The organism is Diaminobutyricibacter sp. McL0608 (genome assembly GCF_039613825.1).
In the GTDB taxonomy this organism is placed as follows: Bacteria; Actinomycetota; Actinomycetes; order Actinomycetales; family Microbacteriaceae; genus Diaminobutyricibacter.
In genome coordinates this window covers 3676269-3695840 of the sequence record NZ_CP154826.1, presented here as the reverse complement: position 1 = coordinate 3695840, position 19572 = coordinate 3676269, and the positions used below count along the sequence as shown (strand labels likewise).

16 protein-coding genes are annotated in these 19572 nt (G+C 67.3%); 6 read left to right on the top strand and 10 right to left on the bottom strand.

All coding sequences use genetic code 11. The annotated features are described in order from the left end of the window. Positions 1-8: 8 nt before the first annotated feature. Together AAYO93_RS17570 and AAYO93_RS17565 are read left to right on the top strand one after the other, a co-directional pair. On the top strand, positions 9-887 hold the full coding sequence (locus tag AAYO93_RS17570) for a class I SAM-dependent methyltransferase (protein WP_345762468.1): 879 nt from the start codon (positions 9-11) through the stop codon (positions 885-887). Between the two features lie 563 nt (positions 888-1450). Continuing rightward, positions 1451-2737, top strand: coding sequence for an enolase C-terminal domain-like protein (locus AAYO93_RS17565; RefSeq protein ID WP_345762466.1), 1287 nt, complete (start codon positions 1451-1453; stop codon positions 2735-2737). An 8-nt stretch (positions 2738-2745) separates the two neighbouring features. Here the strand turns inward: AAYO93_RS17565 and AAYO93_RS17560 are convergent, their stop codons facing one another. Further along, entirely contained in the window at positions 2746-3417 is a 672-nt protein-coding gene (locus AAYO93_RS17560) for a FadR/GntR family transcriptional regulator (protein ID WP_345762465.1), read from the bottom strand. An 89-nt stretch (positions 3418-3506) separates the two neighbouring features. Between AAYO93_RS17560 and AAYO93_RS17555 the strand changes: the two genes are divergently transcribed. After that, the gene (locus AAYO93_RS17555; protein WP_345762464.1) at positions 3507-4286 is read left to right on the top strand and encodes a thioesterase family protein; all 780 of its coding nucleotides are present in this window, start codon (positions 3507-3509) and stop codon (positions 4284-4286) included. A 63-nt stretch (positions 4287-4349) separates the two neighbouring features. Here AAYO93_RS17555 and AAYO93_RS17550 read toward each other — a convergent pair whose 3' ends face one another. The 3 genes from AAYO93_RS17550 to AAYO93_RS17540 form a co-directional block, all read right to left on the bottom strand. Beyond that, positions 4350-7037 (bottom strand): lamin tail domain-containing protein, encoded by a 2688-nt coding sequence (locus AAYO93_RS17550; RefSeq protein ID WP_345762463.1) that lies wholly within the window; start codon positions 7035-7037, stop codon positions 4350-4352. 79 nt (positions 7038-7116) lie between these two features. After that, positions 7117-7962 (bottom strand): hypothetical protein, encoded by an 846-nt coding sequence (locus AAYO93_RS17545; RefSeq protein ID WP_345762462.1) that lies wholly within the window; start codon positions 7960-7962, stop codon positions 7117-7119. A 176-nt stretch (positions 7963-8138) separates the two neighbouring features. Next, complete coding sequence (locus AAYO93_RS17540; protein WP_345762461.1) at positions 8139-9251, bottom strand: hypothetical protein; 1113 nt, start codon at positions 9249-9251, stop codon at positions 8139-8141. 184 nt (positions 9252-9435) lie between these two features. On the opposite strand from AAYO93_RS17540, the gene AAYO93_RS17535 reads away from it, so the two are divergent. Together AAYO93_RS17535 and AAYO93_RS17530 are read left to right on the top strand one after the other, a co-directional pair. Further along, a complete protein-coding gene (locus AAYO93_RS17535) occupies positions 9436-9804 on the top strand; it encodes a YciI family protein (protein ID WP_345762460.1) in 369 nt (122 codons plus the stop codon). Further along, positions 9798-11033, top strand: coding sequence for an RNA polymerase sigma factor (locus AAYO93_RS17530; RefSeq protein WP_345764915.1), 1236 nt, complete (start codon positions 9798-9800; stop codon positions 11031-11033). The genes AAYO93_RS17535 and AAYO93_RS17530 overlap by 7 nt, the downstream gene beginning before the upstream one ends. A gap of 30 nt (positions 11034-11063) precedes the next feature. On the opposite strand, the gene AAYO93_RS17525 is transcribed toward AAYO93_RS17530, so the two are convergent. Beyond that, a complete protein-coding gene (locus tag AAYO93_RS17525; RefSeq protein WP_345762458.1) occupies positions 11064-12503 on the bottom strand; it encodes a carboxylesterase/lipase family protein in 1440 nt (479 codons plus the stop codon). 112 nt (positions 12504-12615) lie between these two features. Between AAYO93_RS17525 and AAYO93_RS17520 the strand changes: the two genes are divergently transcribed. After that, positions 12616-13215, top strand: a complete 600-nt coding sequence (locus AAYO93_RS17520) for a dihydrofolate reductase family protein (protein ID WP_345762457.1) — start codon at positions 12616-12618, stop codon at positions 13213-13215. Between the two features lie 104 nt (positions 13216-13319). On the opposite strand, the gene AAYO93_RS17515 is transcribed toward AAYO93_RS17520, so the two are convergent. The 5 genes from AAYO93_RS17515 to AAYO93_RS17495 are packed head-to-tail and all read right to left on the bottom strand — an operon-like array spanning position 13320 to position 19493. After that, positions 13320-14813, bottom strand: a complete 1494-nt coding sequence (locus tag AAYO93_RS17515) for a CoA-acylating methylmalonate-semialdehyde dehydrogenase (protein WP_345762456.1) — start codon at positions 14811-14813, stop codon at positions 13320-13322. Beyond that, positions 14810-16153: an aspartate aminotransferase family protein gene (locus AAYO93_RS17510; RefSeq protein ID WP_345762455.1), complete on the bottom strand. Its 1344-nt coding sequence runs from the start codon at positions 16151-16153 to the stop codon at positions 14810-14812. The genes AAYO93_RS17515 and AAYO93_RS17510 overlap by 4 nt, the downstream gene beginning before the upstream one ends. Before the next feature lie 2 nt (positions 16154-16155). Beyond that, entirely contained in the window at positions 16156-17172 is a 1017-nt protein-coding gene (locus AAYO93_RS17505) for a TIGR03842 family LLM class F420-dependent oxidoreductase (RefSeq protein WP_345762454.1), read from the bottom strand. 9 nt (positions 17173-17181) lie between these two features. Then, the gene (gene hydA, locus AAYO93_RS17500; RefSeq protein ID WP_345762453.1) at positions 17182-18624 is read right to left on the bottom strand and encodes a dihydropyrimidinase; all 1443 of its coding nucleotides are present in this window, start codon (positions 18622-18624) and stop codon (positions 17182-17184) included. 20 nt (positions 18625-18644) lie between these two features. Then, complete coding sequence (locus AAYO93_RS17495; RefSeq protein ID WP_345762451.1) at positions 18645-19493, bottom strand: nitrilase-related carbon-nitrogen hydrolase; 849 nt, start codon at positions 19491-19493, stop codon at positions 18645-18647. Between the last annotated feature and the right edge of the window lie 79 nt (positions 19494-19572).

Here is a 19572-nt window from a genome sequence, read left to right as displayed (position 1 = left end):
CTGGGACGATGGCCGACGATCTCCCAGACCTGCGAGCCAGTTTCGACTCTGCGGCCGACCTGTACCAGCAGGCTCGGCCGGACTACCCGGATGAACTCTACGAGACGCTTCTTCGCGTCACCGGGCTGAAGTCCGGCGCCAGAATTCTCGAAATCGGGTGCGCGACAGGCAAAGCGACGCTTCCTCTGGCCCGCCGGGGCATGCAGTTGACGTGTGTCGAGCTCGGCGCGGAACTCGCGGCCGCAGCGCGACGCAACCTTGCCGCATACCCGAATGCGACCGTGATCACCGGGGCATTCGAAACGACGCCGGCCGTCGGCGAAAGGTTCGATCTCGTGTTCGCGGCGACCTCCTGGCACTGGCTCGATCCCAGCATCCGTTACCGGAGGGCATGGGAGCTGTTGGATGTCGCGGGTCACCTCGCGTTCTGGAGCGCGAGTCATGTGTTCCCGGACGGGGGAGACCCGATCTTCCTGCAGCTCCAGGAGGTCTACGAAGAGATCGGCGAAGCCAAGGCGGACGACCGGCCGCGGCCGGGAGAGCTGCCGGATTCGCGGGCGGAGATCGAGGACAGCGGCCTCTTCGAGGTCGCCGCGATCGCTCAATTCGACTGGGAGGTCACATACTCGGCCGACGAGTATTTGCGCCTGCTCGGCACTTTCTCGAACCACATCACTATGGAGCCATGGAAGCGGGAACGGCTCTACGCCGAGGTCAGGCGGCTCCTGGAACTCCGCAACGACGGCAGGCTCCGCCGACACTGGGGCGCCGTGCTGCACGTCGCTCGTCGGCGGGAAACATCAGCTCAAATGAGCCACACCCCGCTCAAACTTTCCTTACTTCATCAAGACTTACGCTTCCTGTTTCTCGCACCCTCGACGAAGTAGACCAAAGCAACCACAAGGATCGGCCATGCATAAAGCCATGGCGGCTGTGTGCCAAAGAGCAGCTGCACAGCAAACAGCACAGCGCCGGCCATCAGCGCTTCAACAGCGATATCTACATTCGATTTCAACAAGTCACCTCATAGGCGAGTGGCGGAATGCCAGGCACATACGGAACGTCAGTTTGGCCACGTGTCCTCGACCCGGCTAACCGGCGTGGACACGCGTCAACGACCCGGAGGACAACCGCCCTCACCTAACGTAGACGCAAACCCAGCCGCCTGGTTACGCAAAAACGCCAGACCCAGCAATCGCTTTCTGTGCTCAGCTCGCGCGTGGGTGTTTTCTCGCCAGTTGTCCTCGTTCATCAAAAGATGCCCAGGGTGTGGCTTGTCGCCAGGGCCCAATGACAAGCAGCCCGCTAACGGGCCGCTCACCCGCGGAACATCTGAACTATCCGGTGACCTCCGCCCGATTCACGCCCCCGATCCGACGGTTTGCGCGCAATTGACAGACAAGACATCCGATGTCTATGCTCGAGCGTAATCGTCCAACGAAGGAACTACGTGAGCACCATCACCGCACTCGACACGAGTGACATCCGCTTTCCGACCTCGACCATGCTCGACGGGTCCGACGCGATGAACCCGGACCCGGACTACTCGGCCGCCTACCTGCGAATCGTCACGGACAGTGACGACGGCCTCGACGGCCACGGCTTCGTGTTCACGATCGGGCGCGGCAACGACGTCGAGGTCGCGGCGATCCGCGCGCTCGAAGGTCACTTGCTGGGCCGCGACGTCGAACAGCTGCTCTCAGACATGGGCGCGACCTGGCGCGAGCTCGTCTACGACTCGCAGCTGCGCTGGCTGGGCCCGGAGAAGGGCGTGATGCACATGGCCATCGGCGCCGCGGTGAACGCGCTCTGGGACCTCAAGGCGAAGCGCGCCGGGCAGCCGCTGTGGGCGCTGCTTTCCGCGATGACGCCCGAGGAGATCGTCTCCCTCGTCGACTTCCGGTACCTGACCGATGCCCTGACCCGCGACGATGCGCTGGAGATCCTCCGCGCGGCGCAGCCGGGGAGAGAAGCCCGCCGTCAGCATCTCCTTTCAACGGGCTACCCCGCGTACACGACGACACCGGGCTGGCTCGGCTACGACGACGCGAAGCTCGACCGGCTCTGCCGTGAAGCGGTCGCGGAGGGATTCACACAGGTCAAACTGAAGGTCGGTGCGAATCGGGCGGATGACATCCGACGCCTCGGCATCGCGCGCGCCGCAGTCGGACCGGACATCGCGATCGCTGTCGACGCGAACCAGCGGTGGGATGTCGCCGACGCGATCGACTGGATCGCCCACCTGGCCGCGTTCGATCTCGCGTGGGTGGAAGAGCCGACGAATCCCGACGACGTCCTGGCCCACGCTGCGATCGCCCGCGGTATCGCGCCGATTCCGGTCGCAACCGGCGAGCACGGCGCGAACCGGGTGATGTTCAAGCAGTTCCTGCAGGCGGATGCGCTCAGCGTGCTCCAGATCGACGCGAGTCGTGTCGCCGGGGTCAACGAGAACATCGCGATCCTGCTGCTGGCCGCGAAGTTCGGTGTTCGCGTGTGCCCGCATGCCGGAGGCGTAGGACTCTGCGAGGTCGTCCAGCACCTGTCGATGTTCGACTACCTGACGGTGTCGGGAACGACCGAAGGCCGGATGATCGAATACGTCGATCACCTCCACGAACACTTCATCACGCCAGTGGAGGTGCACGGCGGGCGCTACTGGCCGCCGACCGCCGCCGGCTCGGGCGCCGAGATGCGGCAGTCGTCGAGAGCCGAGTATGCGTGGGCAAGCCGCGTCTGAGTCGTGCCTCAGAGCGCTTCGCGCAGCCACTGCTCCACGCCGTTGATGTGCACGGTCATCAAGGCTCGAGCAAGCTCGGCGTCGCCGTTGGCGAGGGCGTCGACGATGGCGTGGTGCTCGGTCAGGGTGCGTGCGACCGCGTTCTCCTGGGTGAGCCCGCGCCACACGCGCGCACGCACCGTTCTGCTGGACAGCCCCTCGATGAGGCTCGCGAGATAACCGTTTCCGGTCGTTTCGCTGATGAGTTTGTGGAACACCAGGTCGTGCTCGACGAGTCCCTCGACGCTCGTCGAGACGTCGACCGCGTTCACTTCGGACCGCAGCGCCTGGGCGGTCTCTTCAGTCATGGCGGCGGCGGCGAGTGCCGCAGCGGCCGGTTCGAGGATGCGCCGCACGGCGAAGATCTCGAGGACCGACGAGTCGTCGTGGAGGTCGACGACGAAGGACATCGCTTCGAGCAGGAGCTGCGGTTCGAGGCTGGTGACGTAGGTTCCGTCTCCGCGTCGCACGTCGAGCACGCGGATCACTTCGAGTGCCTTGACGGCTTCGCGCAGGGAGCTGCGTGAGAGCCCGAGCCGTTCGCTGAGCTGCTGTTCGGGCGGCAGGCGGTCTCCGGGGGCGAGTTCGCCGGACAGGATCATGTCTTTGATCTTGAGGATCGCCTCGTCGGTGACAGCCATCTCCCCAGCCTAATGGTCGGATGTTTGCGAGCCCGGGAGGTCTCGCGAGATGATGCGTAGAAACTGAATGCGGGAGACGACAGGAACCGATGGACGCGTACTTCGAACGACTGGACGACGAACGATTCCGGCCCACGGTTCACGCCGGTGGCGCGTGGAACGCTGCCGAGATCCATTTCAGTCCGCTGGGCGGTCTCATCGTGCACGCGATCGACCTTCACCGGGCCACCCTGGCACCGGACAGTAAGCAGCTCGGCCGCATCAGCTTCGACATCCTCGGCTTCCTCGCGGCCGACGACTGCACGATCAGCGTCGAGACGATCCGGTCCGGGCGCACGATCGAGCTCGTCGAGGCGAGCGTCGTCATCGGAGGGCGAACCGTGGTCCTCGCGCGGGCGTGGTTCATCCAGGTCGTCGACACGACGGCGGTGGCGGGCGGAGAGCCCGAGGCCCTGCCAGGGCCGGAGGGCCTGAGCCCATGGCCGATGGACGACACCTGGCCGGGAGGGTACATCGATTCGATCGAGATAAGGCCGCTCCGTCCGCCGGTGCCCGGCCGCGCGACCGGATGGATCGGAACCGACACCCGACTCGTGGCCGGTGAGAGCGCATCCCCCCACGCGTCCTTCATCGCCCTGGTCGACACCGCCAACGGCATCGCGGTGCGCCAGCCGCCCACGCTCTGGCTGTATCCGAACCTGGACCTGACCATCCACCTCTACCGGCAGCCAGAAGGCTCGTGGGTCGGCCTCGACACCACCGTCACCTTCGGCCCAGCGGGCCACGGCCTGACCAGCAGTGTTCTGCACGACACGAAGGGGCCCGTCGGTCGCGCGGAGCAGATCCTGACCGTCCGCCCCGCACAGTAAGGAGGGTGGCCCGCGTCAAGCGAACCACCCCCTCCGTTGCCCCGCGATGGGGAGCCGGCGCTGTCAGCCGAGGAGCTTCCAGACGCCGTACTTGTTCGTCGGGTCAGGTGCGTTACCGGCCGTGTACCACTGCGCCTGGTAGGTGTGGCCCTGGTAGGTCACCTTCTCGCCTCCGTTGTAGACGGTCGCCGAGCTCCAGGCGGGGATGCCGCCGGGCACGGTGGGTGCGACGAGCTCGCTCCACGGGCCGCCGACACCGCCGGGTGTCTGGCCGCGGGTGTACCAGAGCGCCTTGAACGTCCGCCCCTGGTAGACGACCACGTCGCCGGTGTTGAAGGGTCGGGTCACCGTCCAGAGCGTGCTGCCGTCGGGAGCCGTCGCGATCTCGGACCAGGCGCCGTTCTTGCTGCTGCCGGGGGTCTCGCCCGAGGTGTACCAGAGTGCCTGGAAGACACTGCCGTTGTAGCTCACCTTGTCGTTGACGAAGTAGACCTTCTTCTTGTCCCAGGCGTCCGGCTTCGGCACGCCCTGGCCACCGAGGCCCAGGTCGCAGTTGATCCGCCCGCTGTAGAGAGCGTGTCCCGCGGTCGCGCTGCCAGGCCCGGCGCCGTAGACGCCGTCATCCGACCACACGACCTCCTTGGTCCCGTCGACGCAGGTCGAGTTCGGCGCCAGGGCGAAGCCCTCGAGGTTGTCCACGGGCAGGCCGGCCGGCTTGCTGTAGAGCACATCCGGAACGATTGCGCCGGTCGTGCCCACCTTGAGCACGGTCGACGTGACCCCGCAGGTGTTGTCGCACAGCGCCCAGATGCGCTGCGTGTCGGCGTTGAACTGCACATCCATGACGTGTCCCATGCCGGTGTCGACCACGGCGACCCGGTGGAAGCTGTGGTCGGCGTTGAGCGCGTAGGCGTACAGCTTGCCATCGTTCTCGAGTGCCGCGAAGTACAGCCCGGTGCCGTGCTGGGGGTAGTCGATCGGCTTGTACGCCGTGCCGGTCGACTGGTCGACGAACCCGTTGGCGGTCAGGTAGCTGTCCGGAACGAAGGTGACGCCTTCGAAGCCGAGGTTCGCCTGGTCCTTGTTGCCGGCGTGCAGCTCAGGGAATTCCGCGGTCAGATTCCACTGGTCGGTCGCGACGAGCTGCGTGCCCGACTGGGTCGGATCGAAACGCAGGATCGAGTTGAGCGGGATGGTGTTGGCTGCGTTGTTGCGCTCGGTGGTGACGTAGAGCGCGCCATCCGCGCCGACGGTCATGCCCTCGGAGTCGGGCTGGTTCGTCGCCGGGTCAGTGCTGCCGGGGAAGAAGATCTCCTTGCCCGCGCCCCAGCCGTTGCTGGTGTCGGCGACCCAGAGGCCGTCCTGCTTCACCATGCGGAAGACCCAGCTCTTGTTCTTGACGGAGTAGAGCACGTTCGCGTTGCTCGGGTCGAAGACCAGGCCGCTGACGTCCCGTCCCTCAGGACCTGTCGTGGTCATCCACGCGCACTGCTTGTCTGAGACGGCGACGGATGCGCTGCCGGGCCACGCGGTCGGAGTGAGCGCCGTCGCGGGAAGGGTGCCGGTGCCGGACGGGGCCTCGGGCTGGCAGGTCAGGGTCGAGCCGCCGCCGTTACCGGTGGTCGGGTCGGTCAGCTGCGTCGTGCAGGCGTCGGCGTTGGAAGCGCCGAAGCTCTTGTCCTTGACCGAGACGAACGTACCGGTGCCGTCGGGGCAGCGCGCCAACGCGCCTGCGCCGAAGTTGTTGGTCTCGTCGGTGCCAGCCTGTCCTGCGGTGTAGGCCACCGAGTCGACCAGCGTGCCGGCGGTGCCGTTGGCACCATCGGGCAGGTAGAGGTGCACGCCGTCGCCGCCGCTGCCCAGACCCTTGGTCGAGGCGAAGTAGACGTAGCCGTGCGCCGGGACGACCGTCGTCGCGGTTCCGTCGGGCAGTTTCGCCGAGAACGCCGTCGCCGCGGAGGCAGCGCCGCTGTCGATCTGCAGCCAGCCGGCGATGCTGACGTCCGCGGCGCCACTGTTGTACAGCTCGATCGCGTCCCCCACGGGCGTGCTGGTGTTGTCCGATGAGACCTCGTTGATGTGGATGTTCGCCCAGGCGGGGAGCGGGGGGCCGGCCAGCGCGAAACGGCTCGTGCCCGGCGAGCCGATGTCTCCGGTGCTCGAGGCCCAGGATGCCTCAGCATCGCCGACCGCGGAGAGCTGCCACTGCGACGCGTCGTTGGCGCCCAGTGCGGCCCCGGTCTTCGGGATGCCGGCGACACCCTGGGTGCGCGGTCCCTTCACCGTGCCGGTGCCCTGGTCGTTGTAGGTGAGGCGGTCGACGAGGTTCGCGACAGCGTCAGGTCCGTCGAAGATGTTGATCTCGTCGGCACGGCCGAGGTTGGTGGTGTTGCCCGCGAGGATCTTTACATCGGCGCCGAGGCCCCACTCGCTGCGGAAGGTCGCATCCGCCGACTCGGTGATGATCGCGGACTGGCCGACGGCGAGGGTGCCCAGGCTGTCGAGCGGCACGGTCCCGGGCGTCTCGCTGTCGTCGTCGAACGACCAGCCGGTAAGGCTGACCGGAGCCGCGCCGAGGTTCGTGATCTCGATGTATTCACCCGACGAGCTGACCGGACTGTACAACCACTCGGTGATCTTGACGTTCGGTGAATCCGCGGCGAAGGCGGCGGTGGGCAGCACGACCGCGAGGGCGGCGGCCGTGGCGGTCGCGGCGAGGGCAGCGACGGTCCGGGGGATATGCAGTCTCATAGATCGGAAACTAGCGACGCAGCCGGTACGTCAGTGAACGGGACGGTGAACAGCGGGCGAACGGCCGATGGGACGGCTGTCAGTCAGAACCTGCGACCATGTCGCCGGTGGGCGTCAAGAAGATCTCCGGGGCTTCGATGCCGTCGTCAGCTGTGCGCCGCAGGTCGCGGTCGAACACCCGCCGCACCGAATTGCCCGCCAGATCCTCCAGTCGCGTGTCGACACGAAGCCTCCAGTCCTCGCCGCCCGACGTCGGCGTGAAATCCCACACCAGCGCACCCTGATCGAGCGACGCGCGGCCGGGCACCGGATCCCCGTGCTCGTCGACCACGTGAAGACATCGCTGAACCAGAGCGCGATCGAGCGGTCGATCGAAACGCGCGACCAGGCGATTCGAGCGACCCCCCGGCCACTGCACGTCCCACCGGGCCGGGTCGATGCGCGATCGCACAGCCGCTCCGACGCGATAGGTGCGACGTGCGCCGACGCGCAGCTGCGCACCCTCGGCGTCGCGGAGGCCTGCATCGACGGCGACGGTGATCGTGCTCCCCTCGCGGAGCGGCGCGCCCGCCTGCACGTGCGGTTGAAGGCCGCGCTTGATGCGCCCGGGTTCCAGCAGGACGGTGAGCCGCCGACGGCCCCGATCCCAGAGCTCGGGCGGCATCTCCAAGAGGGTGCCCGGTATGACTGCATCTGTCTCGTCGAGCAGGTGAACGTGGCCCGCTGCCGATCCTTCGTCCATCACCGACGAGAATGTCACTGAGAAACGCAGCAGGTTCGCAGGCACACTCGCGACGGTCGGGTCGATCGTTTCGACAACTGTGCGCGGCTCGAAATCGGCGCCGGGAACGCTCACCCGCGTCAGTTCGCGCCACGCTTCCCGTTCATCCCGCCGCCCGACGACCGCATACTCGGTCCCGGGCACGGCGCCGAACCGAGGCGTGAATCGGGCGGTGTCGCCCGAGCGCTCCCACGTTCCGGCTGTCGCGACAAGATTCGATCCGAGGTCGAGCGCGCCGACGGGAACGAGCGCAAGCGCATCCGGAAGACCGGGACCGCGAACGCAGGCGGTTCCGTTACGCCATTCCGCCCGGATGTGCGTCAGAGCTCGGCCGAGCGAAGGGTGCGGAGGTGGGTGTCGTCGCCGTCGTGCTGAACGACGACCACACTTTCCCGGTCGAGGTTCGCCATCCACGTGACGCCCGTGTGTTCGAGGCTCTCGCGCGGGACCCCGTGAGACGCATCCGGGTCGGATGCGGGCACCGCCAGCGAATCCTGGCCGGCGACGGAGGCCGCCGGAATCTTCAGCAACGGATGCCGCGTGTTGGAGACGAGCAGGAACTCCTCTCCGTCGCGGTCATAGGAGACCAGGCTGAACGGCTGGTTCATCGGTCCCAGCTCGGCGACTGTGCGGCCCCGAACCAGGCCCTCCCCGCGCAATTCGCCGAGCGAGAACTGCACCACAGGCGTGCAGGTGTAGGTGGCGAGGATGCTCGAACCGCCAGCGAACGAGGTGAGGGCGCGAATCGGCGACTGCGTCTCGTATTTGCCGTGATCGACGTGGAAGATCTCGACCGACGTCCCGGTCGCCGATCCGTCGAACGGGTACGCGACCTGGCGCAGGCGCGAGCTGAACTCCTCATTGCTCAAGCCCGCGACGAACAGCGTCCCGTCGACCCACGCGAGGTCGGTGATCGTCGAACGCTGCACCGGAACCATCGCGATGTTCAGCGTCACGCCGTGGATCTCCCTCGGCTGCGACGTCGACTCATTGCCGTCGAGCCAGTAGTCCAGTCGGTCGTCGTCAGCCGCCGGGGCATCGTCGAGCTCGAAGGAGGTGACCGGCAGGTCGTCGAGTTCGACGATGCTCAGCTGACCATCCGTGCCGGCTCGAACGACCACAGGGCCCGCCTCCGGCCCGCGGCCACGAGCGATCGACAGGTATACCGCATGCGAGACGGGATGCACGGCCATGCCCCGGATGACCGCATCCTCTCGCTCGACTCCGAGCAGGGAGGCGACTTTCGCTCCCAGCCGGTCGACCCGCACCTCGGCTGCCTCGGCAGCCGGCGCTTCTGCCGGAAGCTCGAAGGCGAAGATGGTTGCGCGAGCGACATCGGCGGCGAAGAGCACTGCGACGCCGTCGGCGGAGACGTCGGGGGCGAAGAGGACGGGTCCGGCAGAGAGCAGTGTGGACGTGGCGGTGGACGGCATGGTCGGTCTCCTGACTCGGGCGAGCCACCATGGCATTCATCGCCCGCTTTCAGAATACGCAGCCGTCTTTGAGCAAGCTGGAAGTTCTGACGAGCCCCATGTCGAGATACGGGGCTCGACTACGTCTACCCATCGATCGCGCCACTCGGGCACGATTGATCACGAGACAGAGAAGAGAAGAATCATGAAATACCTCCTGATGATGCAGGTCGACCGCGAGGTGCTGGATGCGCTCAGCGCCGAGCAGATGGACGCGATCGGAGCCGGGCATGGCGAGTTCATGGACGCGATCACGGCGTCGGGCGAGTTCATCCTGACCCAGGCGCTCGGCGACCCTTCTGCCAGCGCTGTCGTCCGCAGCACGGGCGGCGTGCCGCAGGTGCACGACGGGCCGTTCCTCGAGGCGAAGGAATTCCTCGGCGGCTTCTACCTGGTCGACGTCGACTCGAAGGAGCGCGCGCTCGAGCTGGCGACCCTGATCCCCGACGCGAAGATCGAAGGCCTGGCGATCGAAGTGCGCCCCGTCGCGTTCGAGAAGGCGGCGGAATTCTGAACGACTCGGCGTCGATCGAGGGTCTGCTGCGCGAGCTCGCGCCGCAGACCCTCGGGCGTCTCGTGCACCGTTACCGGCAGTTCGACATCGCCGAAGACGCGGTGCAGGATGCCTTGGTCAAAGCCACGACGCTCTGGGCGGAGCAGGGGGTTCCCGACCACCCCGCCGCGTGGCTGTACACCGTGGCATCCAATCGGCTGATCGACATCATCCGGAGTGAGGCCGCGCGTCGCGGCAGGGAACGCGATTACGCCGTCGCCGTCGTCGAGCCGACCGGATGGGCCGACGAACCGAGCGCCGACGACGCCGCCGACGACACTCTCGACCTCCTGTTCCTGTGCTGTCATGAGTCGCTGTCGGTCTCGTCGCAGATCGCGCTGACGCTCCGAGCTCTCGGAGGCCTGACCACCGCCGAAGTGGCCAGGGCCTACCTGGTGCCGGAAGCCACCATGGCTCAGCGCATCAGCCGGGCCAAGCAGACGATCACGGCAGCGGGGGCGGAGTTCGGCGAGGTCGCCCCGGCCCGACGGCGCGAGCGGCTCGACGCCGTCAGACGGGTGCTCTACCTGATGTTCAACGAGGGGTACACGGCGACCACCGGAGACGACCTGACCCGTGTGGACCTGTCGACCGAGGCGATCCGGCTGACGAGACAGCTGGTGCGCATCGTGCCCGACGACGGCGAGACGGTCGGCCTCCTCTGCCTGATGCTCCTGACCGACGCACGACGACCGGCCAGGACGACGCCCACGGGGGATCTCGTTCCTCTCGACGAGCAGGATCGCTCACTGTGGAACCGCGCCGCGATCACCGAGGGCACACAACTGCTCGTGACGGCACTGAAGACGTCCACCGCCGGGCCATACCTGGTCCAGGCGGCGATCGCGGCCATCCATGACGAGTCCACCACGACCGACACCACGGACTGGGAGGAGATCCTGCACCTGTACAGCCTCCTCGACCACATGGTCTCGAACCCGATGGTGAAGCTGAACCGGGCGATCGCGGTCGGGATGGTCGAAGGGGCGCCTGCCGCTCTTCGGCTGCTCGATGAGCTCGCGACCGACCCGGCCATCGCCGGGCACTACCGTCTCACTGCAGTCCGGGCCCACCTGTTCGAGCTGGCCGGTGACAGCGCCGCCGCGCGCGACGCGTACCGGGCTGCCGCGCGCGCCACGCTCAGCTCGCCGGAGCGGCGCTACCTCCAGCGTCGCGCGGCTCGTCTCTGACCTGGCCTGGTCATTCGGCGCCTCACCCTCTCACCTCCAGGCGGCGCGCTCAGTCTCGTGAGGCGCATAGGCGAGGCGGGATGCAGGTGCGTCGAAGGTCTGCACCGGCCGCCTGGAACTCCATTTCTCCCATCCGGGGTCGCCTGTCTTCACGAAGCGGACCCAGGCGGAATGCATGTCGTCCGCGAGCTGCTGGGGCGCATCCGTCCCCGCCATCGCGGTGGCGTCAGGGGAGTCCAGTCGATCGAACACGAACCCGATCTCCATCGCGTGAGCGGCGCCCAGCTCCTGCACCGGGCTCGACCAGCCGAACTCGTAGACGTAGGTCTCGGCTCCCCGGCTGAGTCGTGCATCCGCGATTCTGTTCAACGGAAGCCGCAGGATGATGTCGGTCGCGAGCACGCCGAACAGTTCGCCGCGCGACGCGCCAGGGCGCGCGGCCTTGTACACGTCGAGGATGCGCCGGGAGATGCGGAACCTGACGCGCGCGGCCGCGAACAGGGTCGCGGTGATTTTCGACATGAGACCTGTCGGCACGAACCACAGCCGGTACTCCTCGGTGTTCGAGCCGACGAGCAGGGGGATGCTGTCCCCGGCGCCCGCCATGACAGCGCGACCCGGGTCGGCCGGCACCAGATCGTCGCCGATCGCGATCGAGAAGGATGGGCCGCCGGTGATGGGAGTGGACCCGGCAGTCACTGCCCGCTGGGCGGCGACGAGATCGGATGCGTCTACCGCGGAAAAGGTGGCACGGGACGCCGGGATCCGCAGGCGCTTCGCCATCAGCCGGGAGATCTTCGCGGCTGTGGCCCGAGGCGCGGCCGTGGGCAGGCCGCTCTGCAGGATCATGCGGGCGAACAGTCCGTCGACCTCGCTGTTCACCTCGCAGTTCGCCAGAAGGGTGCCGAGCAGGATCGCGCCCGCCGATTCACCGGCGACAGTCACCCGCGAGGGGTCGCCGCCGAACGCGCTGATCTCGGCTTTCACCCAACGCAGGGCGGCGACCACATCCAGGAGCCCGAGGTTGAGCGGAGCGCCCCCGATGACCGAGAAGCCCTCAGCGCCCAGCCGGTAGTTGATCGCCACGAAGACGACCCCGTCGCGGGCGAACGCGGTGCCGTCGTAGATGTCGAGAGCGTTCGCGCCGTGCACGAGTGCCCCGCCGTGCACCCAGACCATGACGGGCAGGTCGCTCGCCCCGGCCGGTGCCCACACGTTCAGATTGAGGTACTCGTCTCCCGGAATGTCGACGCTCGGCAGCAGCGTCTCGAGTCCGCCGCTGTACGGCGCCTGCGGTGCGGTCGGGCCCCATGCGGTGGCGTCGCGGAGCTCCGTCCACCGCGGGTGCGGCATCGGGCCCGCGAAGCGCAGGGCGCCGACGGGGGCGGCCGCGTACGGGATGCCCAGGTAGCGGTCGACGCCGCCGGACGACGCGCCCTCGATGGGGCCGGAGGAGATCGTGATCGCCATGCCGGGAGCCTAACGGTCGCGCGCGGTTGTTCCCCGAATTGGCGGCCATCGTCCGTCGGCGTAGGAGTACCGTGCTGATCAGTCACGCCTCACGACCAGTTAGGACTCCACGATGGGTATCGTCTTCAGCGACCTCGCAGTCTCAGCGGACGGCTTCGCAGCCGGCCTCAACCAGCGGGAGGAGGAACCGTTCGGCGACGTCGACCAGAGCTGGCTCACCGGCTGGATGTTCGACGCCTACGACGAGAACAAGGCGGAAGTCGACGCGATCGTCGAATCCGGGGCGACCATCATGGGCCGCAACATGTTCGGTCCTGTCCGCGGCGAGTGGGATCGCGACTGGCGCGGCTGGTGGGGGCCCAATCCGCCGTACCACAACGCTGTCTTCGTGCTCACCCATTACCCGCAGGACCCGATCGAGATGGAGGGTGGCACGACCTTCCACTTCGTGACCGACGGGATCGAGGCCGCGCTCGAGCGGGCGCGTGCCGAAGCCGGCGAGCAGGGCATCTCCGTCGCCGGCGGCGCCGGGACGGTCAACCAGTTTCTGGCGGCCGGCCTCCTCGACGAGCTTCGCCTGCACATCACGCCGAGCATCGTCGGCGCGGGCGAGCGGGTCTTCGACGGTGTGCCCCCGCAGCGCCTCGAACGCGTCTCGGTTCGCGCAACATCCCTGGTCACGCACATCACGTACCGCCCGCTGCGCCCCTGAGTCCCTGGCCTTGGGCCCCGGGCTCATCGAGATGAGGCAAATCCCGCTCCGAGTGAGTCGCAGACGCGGATTTGCCTCAACTCGACGCGAGACCGGTCCGAGGATTACGCGTTGCGCGGGAAGCCCAGGTTGATGCCGCCGTGGCTGGGGTCGAGCCAGCGGGAGGTGACCGCCTTCTCGCGGGTGAAGAAGTCGACCCCGTGCGGGCCGTACGCCTTGGCGTCGCCGAAGAGCGAGTCCTTCCAGCCGCCGAACGAGTGGTACGCCACTGGCACCGGGATGGGCACGTTGATTCCGATCATCCCGACCTGCACCTCGCGCTGGAACCGGCGGGCGGCGCCGCCGTCGTTGGTGAAGATCGCGGTCCCGTTGCCATACCGGCTGGCGTTGATGATGCCGAGCCCCTCGGCATACCCCGAAACCCGCACGACCGAGAGCACCGGGCCGAAGATCTCGTCGATGTAGACCCGCGACCCGGTCGAAACGTTGTCGATGAGGGTCGGGCCGAGCCAGAAGCCTTCGGCCGCCCCGTCGGCCACGACATCGCGCCCGTCGACGACGACTGTGGCCCCGTCCTCGGCGGCGATGTCGATGTAACCCGCGACCTTGTCGCGGTGCGCCTCGGTGATCAGGGGTCCCATGTCGCAGGAGCGGCGTCCGTCACCGGTGGTCAGCCCGGCCATCCGCTTCGTGATCTTCGAGACCAGTTCATCCGCGATCGTGTCAACCGCCAGAACGACGCTGATCGCCATGCACCGCTCGCCCGCGGACCCGAAGCCGGCGTTCACGGCCGAATCCGCGACCAGGTCGAGGTCCGCATCCGGTAGCACCAGCATGTGGTTCTTCGCCCCGCCGAGCGCCTGCACCCTCTTGCCGGCCGCGGTGGCGGTCTCGTAGACATAGCGGGCGATCGGGGTCGACCCGACGAACGAGATCGACTGCACGTCGGGGTGGGTGAGAAGCGCGTCGACGGACTCCTTGTCGCCGTGCACGACGTTGAGCACGCCGTCGGGCAGCCCCGCCTCCTGCATCAGCTTCGCCAGCCAGACCGACGCCGAGGGGTCTTTCTCGCTCGGCTTCAGCACGACGGTGTTGCCGGCCGCGATCGCGATCGGGAAGAACCACATCGGCACCATCGCCGGAAAGTTGAACGGGCTGATGATGCCCACGACCCCGAGCGGCTGGCGCAGCGAATAGACGTCGACCCCGGTGGACACGTTCTCCGAGTACTCGCCTTTCGCCAGGTGCGCGATGCCTGTCGCGAAGTCGACGACTTCGAGCCCGCGTGCGATCTCGCCGAGCGCATCCGACAGGACCTTGCCGTGTTCGGCGGTGAGGATCTGTGCGAGCTCTTCCTTGCGGGCGTTCAGCAGCTCGCGGAAGGTGAAGAGCACGCTCTGGCGCCTCGCCCATGATGAGCCGCCCCACTCGGCGAAGGCGGCGAGAGCGGCCGCGACGGCCGTGTCGACGTCGGCCGCGTTGCCGAGCCGCACATCCTTCGTCGTGGTGCCGAGCGCCGGGTCGTAGACGGGCTGCGTGCGGGTGGAGACGCCGGCGGCCTCGCGGCCGTCGATCCAGTGGTTGATGATGTCGGTCATTGCCCGACCCTTTCGATCGATGTGAGTACCTCGTCGTACGCGGTCATCGCCTGGGCGACCTCGTCGGCGGTGACGACGCACGGCGGCACGACGTGGATGCGGTTGTCCTGGATGAACGGGATGACACCGCGTTCGAGTAGCCCGGCTTTGATGCGCCCCATCGTCGCAGCCGACACCGGTTCGCGGGTCCCGCGGTCGGCGACCAGCTCGATCGCCCAGAACACGCCTTCACCGCGCACCTCGCCGACGAGTGGATGCGCGGATGCCAGCTCCGCGAGGGCCGGGCCGATCACATCCGACCCGATCTCCGCCGCGTGGGTGACGATCCCCTCGGTCTCCATCGCATCAAGCGCCGCGACGATCGAGGCCATCGCCAGAGGATGCCCGCTGTAGGTGAGGCCGCCCGGGAAGACCCGCTCGTCGAAGTCGCTTGCGATCTCGTCGGGGATCACCACCCCGCCGACCGGAATGTAGCCGGAGTTCACGCCCTTGGCGAAGGTGATGAGGTCGGGGCGGATGTCGTAGCCGTCGAACGCGAACCAGCGCCCGGTGCGACCGAAACCGGCCATGACCTCGTCGAGGATGACGAGGATGCCGTGCTGGTCGGCGAGCGCACGCACTCCGGCGAGGTAGCCGGGCGGCGGCACCAGGATGCCCGCGGTGCCTGGGATCGTCTCGAGCACGATGGCGGCGATCGTCGCCGGCCCTTCGCTCTCGATCACCCGGCGCAGGTGGGTCATCGCGCGCTCCGATTCCTGCTCGGGGGTCTGCGCCCAGAACTCGCTGCGGTAGAGATACGGCCCGAAGAAGTGCACGTGACCGCGTGCGAACTCGTTCGGCACGCGACGCCAGTCACCGGTCGCGACGATGGCCGCGCCGGTGTTGCCGTGGTACGACCGATACGTCGAGAGCACTTTGTCGCGCCCCGTGTGGAGGCGGGCCATGCGGATCGCGTTCTCGTTCGCATCCGCCCCACCGTTGGTGAAGAACACTTTGTTGAAGCCGTCGGGCGCGTGCGCGACGATGCGTTTCGCCGCCTCGCCGCGGGTCAGGTTCACGGTGGCGGGTGCGATGGTGGTCAGGATCTCGGCCTGCTCGCGGATCGCGGCGACGACGGCCGGATGCTGGTGGCCGATGTTCACGTTGACGAGCTGGCTGGCGAAGTCCAGGTACCGGCGTCCGTCGAAGTCCCAGACCGTGGTGCCGCTTCCGCCCGCGATCGCGAGGCCGGTGAACGGACCCTGCGCCGACCAGGAGTGGAAGACGTGGGCGCGGTCGAGCTGCTGGGCGAGGTCTCCGTCTGCGGGATCAGGGAACCCTTCATCGAATGGTGCGTTCATGGTCAGCCTTTCGCCTTCACGTGCTCGGTGAGCGCCGGGATGACCGTCTCGCCGTACACGCGAAGGGTCTCCTCTTTGTTGTCGTGCTGCAGGTAGCCGGCGAACTGGTCGACGCCGAGCTCGGCGAGCTGTTTCAGCTTCGCGATGTGATCGTCCGCCGTTCCGAGGATGCAGAACCGGTCGACGATCTCGTCGGGCACGAACTCGGTGTGGGTGTTGCCGGCCCGGCCGTGCTCGTTGTAGTCGTAGCCTTCGCGTCCGGCGATGTAGTCGGTGAGCGCTTTCGGCACCGCCCCGCCCGTCCCGTACTTGGCGACGATGTCGGCGACATGGTTTCCGACCATCCCGCCGAACCACCGGCACTGCTCGCGCATGTGCTCCCAGTCGTCGCCGATGTACATCGGGGCCGCCACGCAGAACTTCACCGCCTGCGGGTCGCGGCCCGCGCGCTCGGCCGCCTGCCGCACGGTGCCGATCATCCATTCCGCGATGTGGAGGTCGGCGAGCTGCAGGATGAACCCGTCGCCGACCTCGCCGGCCAGCTTCAGGGCGAGCGGTCCGTAGGCCGCGACCCAGACCTCCAGCTCGGATCCTTTGCTCCACGGGAACTGCAGCGTCGACCCTTTGTAGTCGACCGGCCGACTGTTGCCGAGTTCGCGGATGACGTGGATCGCCTCGCGCAATTCGGCCAGCGTCGTCGGGGCGCCGTTGATCACGCGCACCGCTGAATCGCCGCGCCCGATGCCGACGATCGTGCGGTTGCCGTACATCTCGTTGAGGGTCGCGAAAACGGATGCCGTCACGGTCCAGTCGCGGGTCGCCGGGTTGGTCACCATCGGCCCGACCATGATGCGCCGGGTCTCGGCGAGGATCTGGCTGTAGATCACATACGGTTCCTGCCAGAGCAGGTGCGAGTCGAAGGTCCACACGTGGCTGAAGCCGTACTGTTCGGCGAGTCTGGCCAGGTGGATGGTACGCGAGGCGGGCGGATTGGTCTGGAGTACTGCGCCGAAGTCCATCGCGCGCGCCTAGACCAGGTACTGCGACAGGCCGCGCTTGAGGAAGCGCCCGTCGCCTTTCGTTCCGAGGTACTGGTTGTCGTCGACGACGACTTTTCCGCGGCTCAGCACCGTGTCGACATGTCCGTCGATCTCGAAGCCCTCCCATGCCGAGTAGTCCATGTTCATGTGGTGCGTCTTGCCGTCGCCGATTCCGATGCTCGTGTGGCCGTTGGGATCGTAGAGCACGATGTCGGCGTCGGCCCCGGGCTGGATGACGCCCTTCTGACCGTAGAGTCCGAACATGCGGGCCGGGGTCGTGCTCGTGAGCTCCACCCAGCGTTCGAGCGTCAGCTCACCGGTGACCACGCCCTGGTACATCAGGTCCATGCGGTGCTCGAGCGAGCCGATGCCGTTCGGGATCTTGCGGAAGTCTCCGCGGCCGAGCTCCTTCTGGTCCTTCATGCAGAAGGGGCAGTGGTCGGTCGACACCATCTGCAGGTCGTTGGTGCGCAGCGCCTGCCACATCGAGTCCTGGTGACCTTCTTCCCGGGAGCGCAGCGGCGTCGAGCAGACCCATTTCGCTCCCTCGAAGTGGCCCCATTCCGGGCTTGAGGCACCGAGCTGGTCTTCGAGCGACAGATAGAGGTACTGCGGGCAGGTCTCGCCGTAGACGTTCTGGCCCTTGTCGCGTGCCCAGGCGACCTGTTCGACGGCCTGCTTCGCGCTCACGTGCACGATGTAGAGCGGGGCGCCGGTGAGGTTCGCGAGCATGATCGCCCGGTGGGTCGCCTCCTCCTCCATCTGCCAGGCCCGCGCAATGCCGTGATAGTAGGGGTCGGTCTTGCCCTGCTCGACGAGCTGGGCGGCGAGCACGTCGATGGCCGGCCCGTTCTCGGCATGCATCATGGTGAGCATCCCGGTGTCGCGCGAGACCTGCATCGCCTTCAGGATCTGGGCGTCGTCGGAGTAGAAGACGCCCGGGTAGGCCATGAACAGCTTGAAACTGGTGATGCCCTCGTCGGGCAGCGAGCGGAGCGCGGCGAGCGAGTCCTCGGTCACGTCGCCGACGATCTGGTGGAAGCCGTAGTCGATCGCGCAGTTGCCGGTGGCCTTGTCGTGCCACGTGGCGAGGCCGTCCTGGATGCGCGTGCCGTACGTCTGCACGGCGAAGTCGATGACCGACGTGGTGCCGCCCCAGGCGGCGGCCCTGGTGCCGGACTCGAAGGTGTCGCTCGCCTCGGTGCCGCCGAACGGCAGCTCGAAGTGGGTGTGGGCGTCGATGCCGCCGGGGATGACATAGCGGCTGGTCGCGTCGATCACGCGGTCGACGGATGCGGCCAGGTCCGTTCCGAGCAGCACGGAACCCGGCTGCAGCACGGCGGCGATCGTCTCGCCGTCGATGAGAACGTCGGCGAGGCCGCGACCCGTGGCCGAGACCACGGTGCCGCCGGTGATGAGTGTGGTGGTCATGGAGCGCTCCTTCGCGGTTCTCAGGGTTTCGGGATCGAGGTGTAGGACTCGGGGCGGCGGTCGCGGTAGAACTGCCAGGCGTTGCGCACCTCGCGCACCAGGTCGAGGTCGAGGTCGCGGATGACGACCTCCTCGTGCTCGCCGCTCCCGTACCCACCGATGACGTTTCCCTGCGGGTCGACGAACTGGCTCATGCCGTAGAACGTGACCGCGAGGTCGCCGTACTCGTTGTCCTCTCTGCCCACGCGGTTCGGGGCGGCGACGAAGTAGCCGTTGGCCGCTGCGGCCGCGGGCTGCTCGAGCTCCCAGAGGCGGTTCGACAGGCCAGGCTTCGTCGCGTTCGGGTTGAAGACGATCTCGGCCCCGTTCAGCCCCAGCTCGCGCCAGCCTTCGGGGAAGTGCCGGTCGTAGCAGATGTAGACGCCGATGGGGCCGACCGCGGTCTTGAATACCGGGTAGCCGAGGTTGCCGGGGCGGAAGTAGAACTTCTCCCAGAACTTGTCGAGGTTCGGCAGGTGATGTTTGCGGTACTTGCCGAGGATCGAGCCGTCAGCGTCGACCACGACTGCGGTGTTGTAGTAAACCCCCGGCATGTCCTCTTCGTAGATGGGAAGGATCATCACGAGGTGCAGCTCTTTCGCGAGCGCGGCGAACCGCTGCACGATCGGGCCGTCGGCAGGTTCCGCGTAGGCGTAGTACTTCGCATCCTCGGTGATGCCGAAGTACGGCCCGTAGAACAGTTCCTGGAAGCAGATCACCTGCGCGCCGTCCGCAGCAGCATCCCGCGCGAACTTCTCATGCTTGGCGAGCATGGACTCTTTGTCGCCCGTCCACGTCGTCTGGGTGATTGCTGCTCGAACGATTGCCATGTGCTGCCTCCGGGAGGGTTGGAACACTTCGCTGATGTTCTCTATGACTACTGCCTCGGACTCGCGAAGGCAATGGTAG